The 15,690-nt window shown below is 43.0% G+C and carries 17 protein-coding genes, 2 tRNA genes and 1 other RNA gene; 12 read left to right on the top strand and 8 right to left on the bottom strand.

Translation table 11 applies throughout. From position 1 onward, the window contains the following. Positions 1 to 56 precede the first annotated feature (56 nt). The 4 genes from ssrA (at position 57) to LROSL1_RS09705 (ending at position 4,415) form a co-directional block, all read left to right on the top strand. Positions 57 to 423, top strand: a transfer-messenger RNA (tmRNA) gene (gene ssrA, locus LROSL1_RS09720). Between the two features lie 377 nt (positions 424 to 800). Further along, positions 801 to 1,829 carry an ROK family glucokinase gene (locus LROSL1_RS09715; protein ID WP_017262251.1) on the top strand — a complete coding sequence of 343 codons (1,029 nt, stop codon included), beginning with the start codon at positions 801 to 803 and terminating at the stop codon, positions 1,827 to 1,829. Between the two features lie 51 nt (positions 1,830 to 1,880). Continuing rightward, a complete protein-coding gene (locus LROSL1_RS09710) occupies positions 1,881 to 2,783 on the top strand; it encodes a GRP family sugar transporter (RefSeq protein ID WP_161001676.1) in 903 nt (300 codons plus the stop codon). A 279-nt stretch (positions 2,784 to 3,062) separates the two neighbouring features. Beyond that, entirely contained in the window at positions 3,063 to 4,415 is a 1,353-nt protein-coding gene (locus tag LROSL1_RS09705) for a glucose-6-phosphate isomerase (RefSeq protein ID WP_017262254.1), read from the top strand. Between the two features lie 99 nt (positions 4,416 to 4,514). Here the strand turns inward: LROSL1_RS09705 and LROSL1_RS09700 are convergent, their stop codons facing one another. Further along, a complete protein-coding gene (locus LROSL1_RS09700; protein ID WP_178914447.1) occupies positions 4,515 to 5,051 on the bottom strand; it encodes a GNAT family N-acetyltransferase in 537 nt (178 codons plus the stop codon). Between the two features lie 179 nt (positions 5,052 to 5,230). Between LROSL1_RS09700 and LROSL1_RS09695 the strand changes: the two genes are divergently transcribed. Both LROSL1_RS09695 and LROSL1_RS09690 read left to right on the top strand, forming a co-directional pair. Further along, positions 5,231 to 5,464 (top strand): hypothetical protein, encoded by a 234-nt coding sequence (locus LROSL1_RS09695; RefSeq protein ID WP_017262256.1) that lies wholly within the window; start codon positions 5,231 to 5,233, stop codon positions 5,462 to 5,464. 54 nt (positions 5,465 to 5,518) lie between these two features. After that, entirely contained in the window at positions 5,519 to 6,118 is a 600-nt protein-coding gene (locus LROSL1_RS09690; RefSeq protein WP_178914446.1) for a CHAP domain-containing protein, read from the top strand. On the opposite strand, the gene LROSL1_RS09685 is transcribed toward LROSL1_RS09690, so the two are convergent. Continuing rightward, positions 6,108 to 8,114, bottom strand: coding sequence for a cation:proton antiporter (locus LROSL1_RS09685; protein WP_178914445.1), 2,007 nt, complete (start codon positions 8,112 to 8,114; stop codon positions 6,108 to 6,110). The genes LROSL1_RS09690 and LROSL1_RS09685 overlap by 11 nt on opposite strands. A 244-nt stretch (positions 8,115 to 8,358) precedes the next feature. On the opposite strand from LROSL1_RS09685, the gene LROSL1_RS09680 reads away from it, so the two are divergent. Further along, the gene (locus LROSL1_RS09680) at positions 8,359 to 8,808 is read left to right on the top strand and encodes a universal stress protein (protein WP_178914444.1); all 450 of its coding nucleotides are present in this window, start codon (positions 8,359 to 8,361) and stop codon (positions 8,806 to 8,808) included. Between the two features lie 91 nt (positions 8,809 to 8,899). Here LROSL1_RS09680 and LROSL1_RS09675 read toward each other — a convergent pair whose 3' ends face one another. Next, on the bottom strand, positions 8,900 to 9,121 hold the full coding sequence (locus LROSL1_RS09675; protein ID WP_017262261.1) for a helix-turn-helix domain-containing protein: 222 nt from the start codon (positions 9,119 to 9,121) through the stop codon (positions 8,900 to 8,902). 154 nt (positions 9,122 to 9,275) lie between these two features. On the opposite strand from LROSL1_RS09675, the gene LROSL1_RS09670 reads away from it, so the two are divergent. The 4 genes from LROSL1_RS09670 to LROSL1_RS09655 all read left to right on the top strand — a co-directional run bounded on the left by LROSL1_RS09670 (position 9,276) and on the right by LROSL1_RS09655 (position 10,469). Continuing rightward, on the top strand, positions 9,276 to 9,536 hold the full coding sequence (locus LROSL1_RS09670) for a hypothetical protein (RefSeq protein WP_161001683.1): 261 nt from the start codon (positions 9,276 to 9,278) through the stop codon (positions 9,534 to 9,536). A 190-nt stretch (positions 9,537 to 9,726) separates the two neighbouring features. After that, positions 9,727 to 9,799 (top strand) — tRNA-Glu (locus tag LROSL1_RS09665). A 55-nt stretch (positions 9,800 to 9,854) separates the two neighbouring features. Next, positions 9,855 to 9,927, top strand: a tRNA-Gln gene (locus LROSL1_RS09660). A gap of 296 nt (positions 9,928 to 10,223) precedes the next feature. Next, positions 10,224 to 10,469 carry a hypothetical protein gene (locus tag LROSL1_RS09655; protein ID WP_178914443.1) on the top strand — a complete coding sequence of 82 codons (246 nt, stop codon included), beginning with the start codon at positions 10,224 to 10,226 and terminating at the stop codon, positions 10,467 to 10,469. A 152-nt stretch (positions 10,470 to 10,621) separates the two neighbouring features. Here LROSL1_RS09655 and LROSL1_RS09650 read toward each other — a convergent pair whose 3' ends face one another. From LROSL1_RS09650 to scrK, 5 genes are all read right to left on the bottom strand, one after another. Then, positions 10,622 to 10,870, bottom strand: a complete 249-nt coding sequence (locus tag LROSL1_RS09650; protein ID WP_017261004.1) for a hypothetical protein — start codon at positions 10,868 to 10,870, stop codon at positions 10,622 to 10,624. A 35-nt stretch (positions 10,871 to 10,905) separates the two neighbouring features. Then, complete coding sequence (locus tag LROSL1_RS09645; protein ID WP_178914442.1) at positions 10,906 to 11,730, bottom strand: undecaprenyl-diphosphate phosphatase; 825 nt, start codon at positions 11,728 to 11,730, stop codon at positions 10,906 to 10,908. 230 nt (positions 11,731 to 11,960) lie between these two features. After that, positions 11,961 to 12,353: a VOC family protein gene (locus LROSL1_RS09640; RefSeq protein WP_178914441.1), complete on the bottom strand. Its 393-nt coding sequence runs from the start codon at positions 12,351 to 12,353 to the stop codon at positions 11,961 to 11,963. A 33-nt stretch (positions 12,354 to 12,386) separates the two neighbouring features. After that, on the bottom strand, positions 12,387 to 13,163 hold the full coding sequence (locus LROSL1_RS09635) for a hypothetical protein (RefSeq protein ID WP_017261007.1): 777 nt from the start codon (positions 13,161 to 13,163) through the stop codon (positions 12,387 to 12,389). A 42-nt stretch (positions 13,164 to 13,205) separates the two neighbouring features. Continuing rightward, positions 13,206 to 14,078: a fructokinase ScrK gene (scrK, locus tag LROSL1_RS09630; RefSeq protein ID WP_017261008.1), complete on the bottom strand. Its 873-nt coding sequence runs from the start codon at positions 14,076 to 14,078 to the stop codon at positions 13,206 to 13,208. A 543-nt stretch (positions 14,079 to 14,621) separates the two neighbouring features. Here scrK and LROSL1_RS09625 point away from each other — a divergent pair. Beyond that, positions 14,622 to 15,632, top strand: a complete 1,011-nt coding sequence (locus LROSL1_RS09625; protein WP_161002450.1) for a zinc-dependent alcohol dehydrogenase family protein — start codon at positions 14,622 to 14,624, stop codon at positions 15,630 to 15,632. The last annotated feature ends 58 nt before the right edge of the window (positions 15,633 to 15,690 follow it).

Here is a 15,690-nt window from a genome sequence, read left to right as displayed (position 1 = left end):
AAACCTCATACGTAGACGTTTATAAGGTCTCGTGTTATGATAATAGAGCACCTTTTGGGGGTGTTCTGGATTCGACAGGTATAGGTCGAGCTTGAACTGCGCTTCGTGGGTTGCGTCCACGTAAAAACGCTACCTAATTTTTATCTGCAAAAGATAACAATTCTTACGCTTTAGCTGCTTAATTGTAGCTTGACGTAGATCCGTCCGTTACGGCCCAGGTGGCGGGTTACGGGTCTCAAAAATTTGGGCTACGCTGTTAACTCACGCCTGAAGTGAGCAGAAGAGATTAATCAGGCTTAGCTAATCACGGTTGCCTGGTCAAACGGCGTTTTGGTTAGTGAAATTTAAATGGTTTGACTATGAGCGTAGAGGTTCGGGTGGCGATATGCTTGGACGCGGGTTCGATCCCCGCCACCTCCATAAAACTATATCCGGTAGTGAACTGAATGAGATTAATGCTCATTTTCAGTTCGTAAGGAAGGCGTCATTCTGGCAAATCGTCAGAATGATGCCTTTTTTGCAAAATTACGTATGCAAAACCGTTCGCACAGGCAATCTTTAAAACCGTAAGCCTAGTTAATAATTAATGAAAACTTTTTTCGTACAAAAATTAATTTATAATGGACTAGTCCACAATCCGCTAAGCCGCGCGGATTAACGACTTTGTGAGTTGTAAACGTTATCAATAAATTAGAAAAGTTATGTAAAAGGGGTTGTAAAAACGCTTTCATTGTAAGAGAATAAACCGTAAACCTTTTACATGTTTATTTGTTAAGAAGAGAATTGAGGAGAAAAATTTTATGGCTAAGAAGAAAAAGTTAATCGGTGTTGACCTTGGTGGGACAACAATTAAATTCGCGATTTTAACCCTAGATGGTGACGTTCAACAAAAGTGGAGCGTGCCAACCAACATTCTTGATGAGGGTTCACACATCATTCCTGATATCGTGCAATCAATTAATCATCACTTAGATTTGTACAAAATGAGCGCTAATGATTTCGCTGGGATTGGGATGGGGACACCAGGGACAGTTGATCTTGCAAATGGCACAGTCACTGCGGCGTACAACTTGAACTGGAAGACAACCCAGAAGGCTAAGGAACAGATCGAAGCCGGTACACACATGAAGTTTGCATTAGACAACGATGCCAATGTTGCAGCCTTGGGTGAACGTTGGAAGGGTGCCGGTAACAATGAACCAGACGTTGACTTCATTACTTTAGGAACCGGTGTTGGTGGTGGTATCATTGCCAGCGGTCGTTTGCAACACGGCGTTAACGGTGCTGGTGGTGAAGTTGGTCACGTGACCGTTCAACCTGGTGGTTACTTGTGTACCTGTGGCAAACATGGTTGCTTGGAAACCTATGCTTCAGCAACAGGTGTTGTTCACTTGGCACACGATTTTGCCGAAGAATATTCTGGCAACTCCAAACTTAAAAAAATGGTCGACAATGGCGATGAAATCACGTCCAAGATTGTCTTTGATTTAGCTAAACAAGGTGACTTCTTGGCTAACGAAGTAACAAACAAAGTGGGCCAGTACCTTGGCTTAGCCGTTGCTAATATGGCAAACGTGTTGAACCCAAGTTATGTCGTTATTGGTGGTGGCGTATCAGCAGCCGGTCAGTTCTTACTTGACCTTGTTGACAAGACATTCCAGCAGGAAGCCTTCTCAACCGTCCGTGCTTCAACGACTTTGAAATTGGCTAAATTAGGCAACGACGCCGGTGTTATTGGTGCGTCGTCACTGGCATTACGTTTTGTCGATGATGCCGATTTAAGTGAAGCTGCTAAAGTGGCCAACGTTGCAGCAACGGTTGCTGAATAATTGAATAAACTAGACAACGAAGAGATTTAGAGAATTGGAGATTTTTGAATCATGGGAGTTACAAACATTCTTATTGCCTTAGTCCCTGTCATTGCCTGGGGGAGTATCGGTCTTGTTTCAGGCCGTTTGGGTGGTTCTGCCGCTCAGCAAACGCTTGGTATGACAATGGGGGCTGTTGTTTTTGGGATCATTGCTTGGTTTATTTATCGACCAACATTAGATGCCAAGGTTTGGATTGCCGGAATCTTATCCGGGTTGTTCTGGGTAGTTGGCCAAGGTGGCCAGTTTACCTCTATGAAGGCACTGGGTGTTTCCAAGACGATTCCGATTTCGACTGGGATGCAGCTTGCGGGTAATGCACTAGCTGGTGTGCTGTTGTTCAGAGAATGGACAACGGGCCGTCAGTACACTTTGGGTACGCTTGCTGTGATTGCCTTGATCATTGGAGCGGCGCTTACGTCAAGAGTTGACAAACGCAATGCTACGAAGACGGATCGTCATGAGAATACTGGCGCCGGGGCACGTGCTTTGACATACTCAACCCTTGGTTACGTTGCTTACACGATCGTAATCAAGAGTTTTGAAAAGTGGGGTAATGTTGGCGATGTTACTAACTTTACCCATGCCGTTGTTTTGCCACAGTCCATTGGAATGTTCCTTGGTGCCATCGTGTTTGTTATCATGATTGGTGCCCGTAAGGAAATGTGGCAATTACCATCCTGGAAAAACATCATTACTGGGTTATTCTGGGGTACTGGTAACCTGTTCATGTTCTTAGCCACAATCAAAGTTGGTTTGGCAGTTGCCTATTCAATGGCTCAAATGGGGATCATTATCTCTACCTTTGGTTCTATTTGGCTGTTGGGCGAACGCAAGACACATTGGGAAATGGTCAACATCATCATCGGGTCTGTCTTGATTATCGTTGGTGGTATCATGCTTGGAACAATGTAATAGCATTTAAAAAGTTACAGCAGACGATGGATGTCTGCTGTTTTTTGTTTGGCAAACAAAAAAACGAACGGGATCTATATCATTCAATTGAGAAGAAAATTAAAAATTAGACCAAAAAAAATTTGAGTGGTCTAGGTGTTGATGGCATGGGGATGACGAGCAAAAATATTATTGATTTTGGTATATACCAATTTTATGAATTGGCTTTCATTGCCCACAGACCAATGTATTAGTGTATACTTGTAACCGTAATCATTATAAGAAAGAGGTAGGAGAAGCATGGCATATATTTCCTTTGATAGCTCGAATCTGACAAAGTTTGTTCACGATAATGAACTGGGTGAAATGCAGGCAATGGTCACTGCAGCTGACTCAGAATTACGTAATGGTACAGGTGCGGGTGCTGATTTCCGTGACTGGATCGATTTACCAACGAATTACGATAAGGACGAATTCAGCCGCATTAAGGCCGCTGCAAAGAAAATTCAAAGTGATTCAGAAGTATTAGTTGTCATTGGGATCGGTGGTTCATATCTTGGTGCACGTGCTGCCATTGACTTTTTAAACGAAGCCTTTTACACCGCATTACCTGCTAGTGAACGTAAGGGCGCTTTGGTTCTGTTTGCTGGGAACTCAATCTCATCTTCATATGTTCACGATTTGATTCATGTTATTGGTGACCGTGACTTTTCTGTTAACGTTATTTCGAAATCTGGGACTACGACTGAACCATCAATCGCCTTCCGTATCTTCAAAGATAAGTTGGTTGAAAAGTACGGTGAAGCCGAAGCTAAGAAGCGTATCTATGCAACAACTGACCGTGCGCGTGGCGCGTTGAAGACTGAATCTGATGCTGAGGGTTACGAAGAATTCGTTGTTCCTGATGGTATTGGTGGTCGTTTCTCTGTATTGAGTGCTGTTGGTTTGTTACCAATTGCTGCTTCTGGTGCCGACATTGATAAATTGATGCAAGGTGCTGCAGATGCTTCTAAAGATTACACATCAGACAAGATTGAAGACAACGATGCTTACCGTTACGCTGCTTTGCGGAACATTTTGTACCGCAAGGGCAAGACAACGGAATTGTTGGAAAACTACGAACCAACCATGGCTTCCTTTGCTGAATGGTGGAAGCAATTAATGGGTGAATCAGAAGGGAAGGACCAAAAGGGCATTTACCCATCAAGTGCTAACTTCTCCACTGACCTGCACTCACTAGGCCAGTACATTCAAGAAGGCCGTCGTAACTTAATGGAAACCGTCGTTAAGGTCGACAAGCCAAATTACGACATTGATATTCCTAAGGAAGACAGCGACCTTGACCAAATTGGCTACCTTGAAGGCAAGACGATGGATTATGTGAACACGCAAGCATTCCGTGCCGTTACATTAGCCCACACAGATGGCGATGTTCCTGTTATGGCCGTTCACATTCCTGATCAAACGGAATACTCACTTGGCTATTTAATCTACTTCTTCGAAGCTGCTGTGGGCATTTCTGGCTACTTGAACGGGATTAACCCATTCAACCAACCGGGTGTTGAAGCTTATAAAGTTAACATGTTTGCTCTTTTAGGCAAACCTGGCTTTGAAAAAGAAACTGCCGAAATTCAAAAACGTGTGCAAAAATAATTATTCATAAGCGACGCTGAACAATTATTTTTACAACTATGCGAGTAAAACCGCATCTGCTGAGTAATTCAGTAGGTGCGGTTTTTGTTTTACAACGTATTAATCTTTGGGAGACTGCCATTCGTCTCGCAAGACGCCATATTTCACAGAATCCCAGTATTGACCCTGCCAATAACGAACCTGTCTGACCGTGGCTTCTCGCTTCAAATGTAAATGTTCAGCTACACCAATCATGCGAACATTGCCGGACCAGGTTGTGAGGCCAATGTGAGGAAGGTCGACCATTTGCCACAGTGCATCGATCCATTTGGCCAGCGCTTGATGACCAAGACCTTGATGCCAATTTGTTTGGTCATAAATAGAAATACCCACATCAAGCCACCGTTTAAGGTCACCGTCATCATAATAAGCAAAAACCATACCGACCATCCTATCGTCGACTCTGATAACCTGGCGAAAGGGATTGTGAATATACTGTTCTTTTGCAGAACCGTTCACAAATTCATCACGTGTCGGTAAAACATCTTGAAAGTAAGGGCCATTCCATTTTGTCCACTCAGCGTTTGGGTCACTAAAAGCCAATTGCCAAAAGTCGGCAACTTCGGCTGGCTGTAATTCAGATAAGGTTAATTTCATGAGCACATCCTCCTGAATGTTAAATTGACCTAAGTGTACGCCAATAAAAGGGTTTTAGGAGAATAAACTTGCATGGCAAAGAAATGATTTTAGAATTCACAAGCATTTGTTTTGAATAATGATAACGATTAATTATAAATTATGGTTACGCAAAAATTAATCGAAAGAAGGCCATTATTATGATTACAAACGCAACGGAATTTATTCACGATTTACACAAAGTTTTACGCGGTGCTGCTAAACGTGCCGACGAAGATATAACTAAAACCATTAAAACCGTCAGCTATAAATTAAAACAAAGTGGTTCACTTCATTACGAACTTTCACGTTGGCGTTGTTTGGATGCGCGTCAGCATGAATTTACGTTTAAGAAAAATAATGACGGCACCTATACGTACGTTTATAGTCGCTAAGACAATCATTATCAGGATGAAGCGGATTAAAAGGACAGTGTAGGAGGGGACAAAATGAAATTAATCAAGCAAATTGGCACTAGTTTAACGTTAATAGGGTGTGCCTGCGGTATTACGGTTGGTCTTTCAAATACTCAAGTATCAGCTGATCAAGTTTCTTGGCCGAATACAACGACAGTTCAGAAACAAGACAATAGTTCACCAATGACAGGAAACGTAAGCGGGACTCATTTGTTATCTAGTCAGGCACTGACGGAGGCCCAACAAGCTGGACAACAAGGATTCTATGACGGCATCGATGGCTATCCAGTGGGACAGTGTACGGGATTTGTTGCAGCCGTTTTGCGCCAACAACAAATCCCGGTTAATACTTACAGTTATCTTGGTAATGGTGATCAATGGGCCGAATCGGCAACACAACGAGGGCTATTGGTAGATTTTCGGCCAGCGGTAGGCTCTGTCGTGTCGTTTAAATCGATGCACGTTGCCTATGTCACGGAAGTCAACGATATTACCGGGACCTTCAAAATTATGGAAGGAAATTTTGAAGGACAGGCACTGCATGAGCGTACCCTAACGATGAACGACGATATTGCTGGGATTGTTCATTTTGAAAAGTTGTCGACGGCACCTCAATTTACGTTTATTGTTTGATAAATGCGGCATTATTTTGAATATAAGCCATTTCATCAAAGATAATGTGCTGTTGAAGTGATTCAGCGGTTTCGACATCAATGGTGCCCTTATCGAGGGCGTTTTGAACAAATTCATATTCGGCATGAAACGCGGTCAAAAAGAGTTGATAAACAACTTGAGGGACGGGATCTGGCATGTTCATCCGACGATGGCGTTCCCGATAAAAACGCTGCACATCATGTAGCTCAACGGTCGTAACTTCGCCGTGTTGATGGCGTTCTTGTTTAAGAGCGTGCATGACTGCCTGATAGCCAACTTCTTCTAAGGGGCGAATGTCCTCGCCATGTGCATGAAATTGACGTTGCCAATAGAATTGTTCAGCGATTAGCGGAGTAGTAAAGAACATTTCTTCGCCAAACTTAAGGTCACGGCTCAGGCGACTAGAGTGGACCCCAAAACGCACTCGGAGCCACAGGTTCTGCCAAACAGTATTATTGAACGTGAACTTGGTCAGGTCTAAAAAACGCAGATAATAATACGTTTCATCATCGCTAAAATCACCCTGATCATGTTTACGGTTGATGACCTCGCGTTCAGCAGCATCGGTAAGTTCAAACAGTCGCCGTTGCTCACGCCGGTGCGGCCGATTGTTTTGATGGAGTTGCTGACTCAATGCATCAACCACGATGTGCGTTTCTGCCTGAGCGTCCTTGCTTGAACGAACCTTATTCATCGCGGTCATAATCATTTCTCGTGTCCACTGGCTCATCGGCTTTGTCTGAGTGCCGGTGGGCATCTTTGTGATGATTGGCACAGCGATGGCAGCTACCGTCAGACTGATTAAAATGACCACGGTGACGACGAAGATCAGTGCGTTCCGATCAGTAGTTAAATCGCGACCGTTGATGGTTGGCAACAGGAAGGCTAACGACAGTGAAATAGTCCCACTGGCGCCACTGACAGCCATTAGCCAAGCGTCTTGCCAGCGATGGTTGCTAGAAATGTGCATCCAAACTAAAAAACGCGACCACAGTAAGCGAATGACAAATTTCAAAACATATAGCACGATCCCGATAAGAATTAGTAGACCAAGGAGACCTGGATGCTTAGAAATGATTTGCTCCATGATTGTCGGCAGGGATACGCCTAGAAGGACGAAAACGACCCCTGTGAGCGCCTCCTGCACAATTTCCCATATGTTTGACCGGACGAGCTGTACCCGACTTGAAACAAGCTGTAAACTATCATTTTCCATTCCTTGAAACAAGCCAGCAGCGACGACCGCCAAAATTCCGGACAACGTTAAGCGTTCGGCAACGAAATAAGCTAGAAATGGCACCAATAACTCTAGTGTAATCATGACGAATGGCGTATCATCACCAGCTTGAATAAGTTCACGGCGAATGCTTAGAAAGAGTGCGCCAATAATTGCACCGGTGATCAATCCACCGATAAACTCTAACGCAAACACCCCAACGGCTCTATTAGCTGAAAACGAACCAGTAGTAAAAGCTAACAGCGACAGATCAAACGCAACAAAGCCGGATGCGTCGTTAAATAATGATTCGTTTTGCATGATGGTGAAGGGCACTTGGAAGTTTGGATTAGGCTGAGCAAATGCGCTGACTGCCGAAGCGTCGGTTGGGGTCACAATCGCACATAGCGCAATTGCTAACGCTAGTGGCAGAAAAGGAAACAGTAAGTGGAGTGCACTACCAACGATAATCACGGTGGCAATGACAAGCATGATGGACAGCGAAAAAATGTTGATGGCGCCGCGGCCAATCCAGTAACGAGAGGCCGATTGCGCTTCGTTATAGAGCAAAGGAGCCACGATGAAAAATAAAAATAAATTGGGATTAAAAATATAGTGATGATACAGCGGCAGCAGTGCCAATAAAATTCCCACCACGATAAAGATGATGGGGAGCGGCACGCGGTTGAGATGATGGTGCATGATCACAGCGGCTACGACTGCAATTAAAATGATGAGAAGAAAGAATGTATTCTCCATATCAAGGCTCCGTTTCGTTAAATTCTGTATACGACAATCATGGACGAAATTAATGATCGACGCAAACAAAAATGTCTTCAAAACGGCCTGGCGTGTTGTTGAATATCCTCGACAGTTACTAGCAAAATTTGTGACAAGAATGATTGAAGATCAACAACAGGAATACAGGCGTAAAAAATGCAGTAAAAATAGTTTTATGTTATAAATACAATAAGCTAAAGCAATGAAATATAGGAGGCATAACATGACATTTAAACCAAAACGCATTTTAGTTCCGACAGATGGCTCAGAAAACGCACAGTTAGCCCTGCGTAAGGCAGTTGATATTGCTAAAGCAGCTGGTGCAGACATTCTATTGCTGCAGGTTGTTGCGCCGCTGTATGCGGCTCCTGAATACGCAATGGCGGGGATGTCAGAAGGAATGCTGACGCAGGCCAAAAAATATGTTGGAGAACTAGCGCAAAAGATGCAAGCAGAAACTGGCTTTGACCGTATTTCGGTCTTTGCAATGCAGGACGCGCCAAAGCCAACAATTGCCAAGACTTTTCCAGAGCATCATGACATCGACTTAATTGTTATCGGGGCTACTGGAACAAATGCATTTGAGCGAGCAATTCTTGGGTCAACAACAGGGTATGTAGTGCGCAATGCGGACGTAGATGTGCTAGTTGTCAAAGAGGATGAAACTGAATAGGTTTAGAATTGACAACAAAAACGACGTACCTGATATTCAGGACGTCGTTTTTGTTTGAACTTAATTTGTTACTCCACAATTATGATAATTATTAAGACAATTTAGTAGGATCATCACTTTGTGTCGTTTGCATAAATACTTCCAGTGGAATGCCAAAATGCTGGTTAAGTAAAGAAATCTCACGAACGTTAAATTGAGAATGTCCGTGTAATTTGCGACTTACAGTACTTTTGTTGATTTGCAATAGATCGGCGACCTCAAGCTGTGTTATACCCCTTGATTTCAGCCATCCCGAGACTGGGAAAATTTCCATGGTTACCACGCCCCTAATAATTAAATGTTTAAACCGTTCCCTTATATGGGAATATTAACCTTAATTCTCGATGCCCGCAAGTCGAATTTCTTATTTACTGCGTATTCACGTCAATAAATTGATAAAATGAGCACTAAAGGAGCTGACTTGCAACATGGAAACAAAACCAACTGATATTCAAACGTGGTTACACCTTTCGCGAAAGCAAAAGGGTCTCACTGGCAAGGAAGTGTTGCGACAACTGGAGGAGCGTTACAACTTTCGAATTAGTAAATCAGCTTTTTATCGTTATGAAGATCCTGATACTAGCCTTAAGTCGATTCCACTTTTGCTGATAGTTGCCTTATGTGACATTTACGATCGAGACTTTGAGGAGCCGTTTAAAATTGTTCGTAAACAAATTTCGATAGACTAATAATGGCCGCCGCAGGGTGGTGCTTTTTATTTCAGTAGCTTAACGGCTGTTACATTATTGCAACGGTCGTTATTTTTAGTTAGAGACTTAGAAAACGACAATGAAAAATGAGAATTTAAAAAAGTCGTCATTTTTATGCGCTAAGACGTTGACGTCACCTGTCAGTACTGTATAATTAACTAAGTAAATTTGCCCCATGGTCAAATTGGTTAAGACGTCGCCCTCTCAAGGCGGAGTTCTGGGTTCGATCCCCAGTGGGGTGATTTAAAGTCACCCGGGCGCTTGCTTGGCAGATTTACGACTTTAATAATGGATTATTGGGTATTAGCCAAATTGGTAAGGCACCGGACTCTGAATCCGTAATGTACTGGTTCGAATCCAGTATACCCAATTATTGCGTTCACAAGAACGCCGGTATCAAAGGAGTTCTAAGCCTTCTTTTCAGGACCGTGTACAATTCGTGCACACGGTTGAAGGTTTAGAACTCCTTTTTGTTTTCAACTAACATGTGTCGCGTATTCGGATTGTCACTAATGATTTTCAATCAAGTCCGGCCAGACATGAGACACATCGAATCTTAAAAAATGACCGGGTGATTTTATCAATTACTACATTGCAAGCTCGTTTGCTAACATCCAAACGGTCCGTGAAGTTGCGAATCGTTTGGACCAATCTGGATATCAAAATATGTATGATTGGTCCACTAGCAAAGTAACTGATCTTGAAGATTTGAAAAAAATTGCGATTCGTGAGAAAGCGGCCGTAATGAACTGCGATGTGTTTATCATGATTTATCCAGCCGGGAAGAGTTCGAACACGGAACTTGGGTTAGCGCTGGCTGCAAATAGAAAGATATTCATTTATGCAACGAATCATGATATTTTAGATGTTGCAAAACGAGTAGCTTTTACCAACTACCAGAAGTTACGGTAGTTTTCGGCAACGTTACTGAGCTTACATCATTGGTTCTGCACGACAATATTGAATGATGCTGTTAGATTACTTGTTAGATGTAATATTATTGAATGCTAAATTTTAAAAAAAAGTCGGCCATTTTCTGGTCGGCTTGTTTTCTGCTTAACTAATTACAGTTGACCACTGAGGTGCTGATGCTGCTGGTTCAAGCTATGACGCCACAAATGGTGAATCGCACGTAGCGCCCATCCCAGCACCATCAGCAACCAACCAATCGTACCAAGGTGAATCGCAAATTGAATGTGGACGGGCGATAGAAGTAAAGCATCAAGACCAGCTAATAAGCCCCACAAAAAGAAGAAGACACCGGCACCAAACGGAATTTGGTAGACAAGTTTTAAAGCCATCGTTTTCAACATGATAATCCTCCATTTCATGATTAATAGTCAGCAGATTAGGCGATTAGAAAATAAAGAATAACGACGATTCCTAAGATAATTCGGTACCAACCAAACGGTTTGAAGCTGTTTGTTTTGACATAATCGAGCAACGCTTTGATCGCAATATAGGCGGTGACAAAGGATACGACAACGCCAGTTAACAAAATTAGACCTTCCTCGCCAGCGAGCGTGCCACCATGCATGAAAAATTTAAGCAGTTTGAGCAGTGTGGCGCCAAACATGGTTGGAATGGCGAGAAAGAAGGAAAACTCAGTGGATGCCAAGCGTGAGGCACCGAGAAAAATACCGCCAAGAATCGTTGCGCCAGAACGTGAGGTTCCGGGAACAAGAGATAAGAGTTGAAAACAGCCAATTAGAAAGGCAATACGATAGGAAATTTGCGGGACTGTTGAAATGGTGGGCGTCAGTGTGGCATTGTGGTTTTCCACGAGGATAAACAAAATGCCGTACAGAATTAGCGTGATGGCGACAACAACCCAGTTCATTAAGTGAGCGTCCATCCAATCGTTGAGTAATAGGCCAACGACTACGGATGGGAGAACGGCAAAGATGACTTTTCCCCAAATTTGCCAAGTGGCTTGTCGTTCAGCCAATGTTTTACGAGGCGAAAAGGGGTTCAACTTATGGAAATAGATGATCACAACGGCAAGAATTGCGCCAAGTTGAATGGTGACGTTGAACATATTAATAAATGCGGTGGACTGATGTAACTTAATAAACTGGTCGGCTAGGATAAGGTGACCGGTTGAACTGACTGGCAAAAATTCGGTAATGCCTTCAATAATGCCTAAAAGAGCTGCTTTGATGATATCTAACACGTTTGTTTCCCCGCTTTTTGTAATTAGTTGATTGGTGGGTAATGGATGATGCTAATCAACTTTTAGCCACAGTATAACGGAGCAATGTAATGACTTAATGTCGGGTTCATATTGACTATGTAAACGTTTGGTAAAAGTCGGGATAACACAGTAGGCCACAAAAAAAGTTTGCCGTTTTAAATTGGCAAACTTTTTTGTGTTTTTATATTCAACTTTTTGAGATGCTGTTTTTATGCAGTGAGGATTTGACAAAATTCAACAATCTCACCATTAGGTTCCTGGATATTAAAGTATTTAATTCCGTGGTCCCAGAAGGGCAATGATTGAACTTCGTGGTCAATCATTGTGAAACCAGCATCTTTAGCAGCAATGAAGGCTTCGTCCGCATTGCTAGTATTTAAGGAAATATGATTGATTGCACCGGGTTTCATTGGCGTTTCATCAGCAGTCCAGGTTTCAATGGTGAGGTGGTTAAGTGTCATGAAGGCAACTTGACCGTCGCCATTCTTGAATTGGCCCCGTTTGGTAAAACCGAGTGATTCCCAAAAGGCAATGGATTTAGATAAATCTGTCGTTGGAATACCCACGTGTTGAACGTCGTCGATAAAATTTGTAATTTTCATAATGAAATCCTTTCAAGTTTGAGTGATTTTTGGTTAAGCATTCGTTTGTTTCGAAGGGGATGGTGTGGCGTTTTCTGCATGACCAACATCCAACGCTTGATGCTTTAAGTTGGGGAACACAACACGGTCCGCAATTCCCGTGATGCCGCCTTGAAAGACGAAGGCAAACAGGGTGCCAATCCCAAAATTAGTGAAGTCACGGGTGATGGCAAACGCAATGATGGCCATGATGGTCGGTGGAATGTAAGAAGCCCACATTGCTAGGTTGGCGTTACCACGACAGTATTTAAAGCGAAGAATTTGCATTAAATCATCGGCTGGATGCAAAACGAGGTTGACGCGTTGGTAAATTGAAATTGCGATGGCGATGAGTGCGACGCCGAGAAAATTTAAAATAACGTAAAAGCTAATCATCCAAATGCCATGAGCCTGTGGGAGACCAGCAAACAATTGTGGATAAACACCGTTAAAGAAATCCGCAAATAGTTGAATCAGGGCCGAGAAGGGCACCATAAAGATCAAGTTACCGAGAGCCCGACGCCATTCCCATTTGCCAACCAAAATAGCGTTTAAGACGGTGGTTAGCATCCCAAAGATAAGAAATGCCCAGAACAGGTTCCAGTGAATGGCAGTCCCTAAATTGGCTTCAGCAGCTGTCCAATACGCGGAACCAAGAAAAGATGGGTGAATCTTTGACGACGTGACCAGAGTTAAGACATTTCCCGCCGAGTTAATTACCAATGAAAGAATGAAGAGGCCGATTGAAGATCCCATGGAAATGGAACGACCATTGTTTGATTGTGTCGTCATGTTGAAAACTCCTCACTTAATATAAGACCGAAGAAAAACGCGTTATGCTTGTAGTTCTCGTAATGCTAATGCAAAGTTACCTAGTGTTGCTGAGCCGTTATGTTTAATGGCAGGCATGGCGATGTAATCGTCAAGATTACCAACATTAACGTAGTCGTTTAGAAGTTCACTAAACTGTTGGCGAACCTTCTTTAAAAATGGCTCACTGACTACGCCGCCTCCGAAAATGATTTTGCCAGGTCTCATAATTAGTGTGACCTGCAATGCTGCTTGGGCAACGTAATATGCCATGATGTCCCAGACATGGTCAGTTAATGGGACTTCCTTGCCAGGTTTGCCAGTCCGAGCTTCAAACGTTGGCCCAGCAACTAAACCTTCAAGACAGTCACCGTGAAATGGGCAAATACCGTTGAAATCGAGGTCATCAGGATGACGTTTGAGACGCACATGGCCCATTTCTGGATGACCCATTTCGCCAAGAAAGTCGCCATCAATAATGGCGCCAGCGCCAACACCGGTCCCAATGGTGTAGTAAACCAACGAGTTGATTCGTTCATTGGTTAGCGTTGACATAACGTACTCACCGTATGCCGAACCATTAACATCGGTTGTCCAAAACATGGGAATATCAAATGCTTCTTTTAATGTGCCAATGAAGTCTGTATCTGCCCAGTTTGGCTTGGGTGTATTTGTAATGTAACCGTATTTAGGATCGTTACGGCGTAGTTCAATTGGGCCAAATGAGGCCACCGATAGTGCTTTAATATCGAATTGACGAAAGTAGTCAATTGTTTTTTGGAGGGTTTCCGCCGGCGTGGTCGTGGGGAAACTAACAATATCCTTTGTTCGGTAATTTTCGTCGCCAACGGCACAAACAAATTTAGTACCGCCTGCTTCAACGCTGCCTAATAACATAGTGATGCTTCCTTTCTGATACTCAGTAAATGTAGTTGAGATAAAAATGTAGCTGATTAATTTAAAACTTGTAAGCGATTACAATGTCTAATCATAGCCACACACCAAAAAGAGAACAATCTTTATTTGAGGATATTGTTAACTTAATCACTAACCATGTTGATTGTTATACTCCCGTTGTGATGGGCTTTTAAAGGGGGTAAAGGAAATCAATTAGGTGGCTGTGAAAGCTGGTGGACGGTCAAAGTACCGAGACAAACGTTTGTCTTTGAAAGGCGAAAAATTAGTATGAAAATGGTTGATCGTTTTCATGTAACTTGTTTAAAAACGCCGTAGACAAACGTTTGTTTTAAAAGCAGGAAAGGTGAGCTAAATACTGAAATAATAGGCCTGAAGCTGGTTAAGGCACCGCCTGGACATGATCGACAATTGAGGCCAATTCGGCTTAATTTGCTGTAAAAGTGGGTTGTTTCATCCCCGGTAAATTTTTACAATAGCGAATGTTATGAAATTCACATACAAATCAGAAACGGGGTTTATGAAATGAAGGCACTTGTTCTTGAAGGCTTAAAAGATATGAATGTGCGTGATATCGACGCACCTAAGGTTCCGGCCAATGAAGTAAAAATCCAAATGAAATATGCAGGTATCTGTGGCACGGATACGCACCTTTATCAAGGCCTACCAGGTTCAGCTCAGGCAACACCACCAATTGTTTTAGGTCACGAAAACTCAGGTCAAGTGGTCGAAGTTGGTGCCGACGTCACGACAATTAAAGTTGGCGATCGGGTGACCATTGACCCGAATATTTACTGTGGTCATTGTCGTTACTGCCGTGAAGGTCGTCCACAATTGTGTGAGAACTTGTCGGCCGTTGGTGTAACACGGAATGGTGGACTTGCAGAATTTGTTACTGCACCAGAATCTGTCGTTTACCCAATTCCTGACGAACTCTCTTTTAAGGCTGCCGCTTTAACCGAACCAGTTAGTTGCGCCGTGCATGGGGTGAAATTACTAGATTTAGATCCTGCACAACATGTGTTAATTATTGGTGATGGTTTTATCGCGCAACTCTTTACAGCGATGATTAAGTCATTGGGTGTGACACATGTTGATGTTAGTGGTCACAATGATCAAAAACGTGACCTGATGAAACGTTTGGGTGCTGAGAACGTTTATAACAACGGGACTGAAACTGTTCCTTCCGGTTATGACGTGGTCGTTGAAGTTGTTGGTGCACCAGCGACTCAAGCTGCTGCAGTAGATGCTGCAGGCAAGGGCGGTCAGGTCTTGATGTTTGGGGTTGCTAACCCAGATCAAACATTTGCACTGAACTCTTACGACATTTTCCAAAAAGAACTGACGATTAAGGGTTCTTTCATCAACCCATATGCCTTTGAAGACTCATTGGCATTCTTGGCAGGTCATCAGGAATTGGTTGAATCATTAATTTCAGATGAATTAACCTTTGATCAAGTTGCTGATTTCCTTGGCGGCAAGTTTGATCACAAAGTCAACAAGGCCATCGTTAACGTTAGCGAAAGTGTCAAATAGTTAAGTAATATTTTTACAGAATTAAATCTTTGTTGTATGCAAAAAAAGCACGTGTTAC

Source organism: Furfurilactobacillus rossiae, from assembly GCF_013394005.1.
Taxonomy (GTDB): domain Bacteria; phylum Bacillota; class Bacilli; order Lactobacillales; family Lactobacillaceae; genus Furfurilactobacillus; species Furfurilactobacillus rossiae.
The sequence above is the reverse complement of the archived record's forward strand: the minus strand, read 5'-3'. Positions and strand labels throughout refer to the sequence as shown.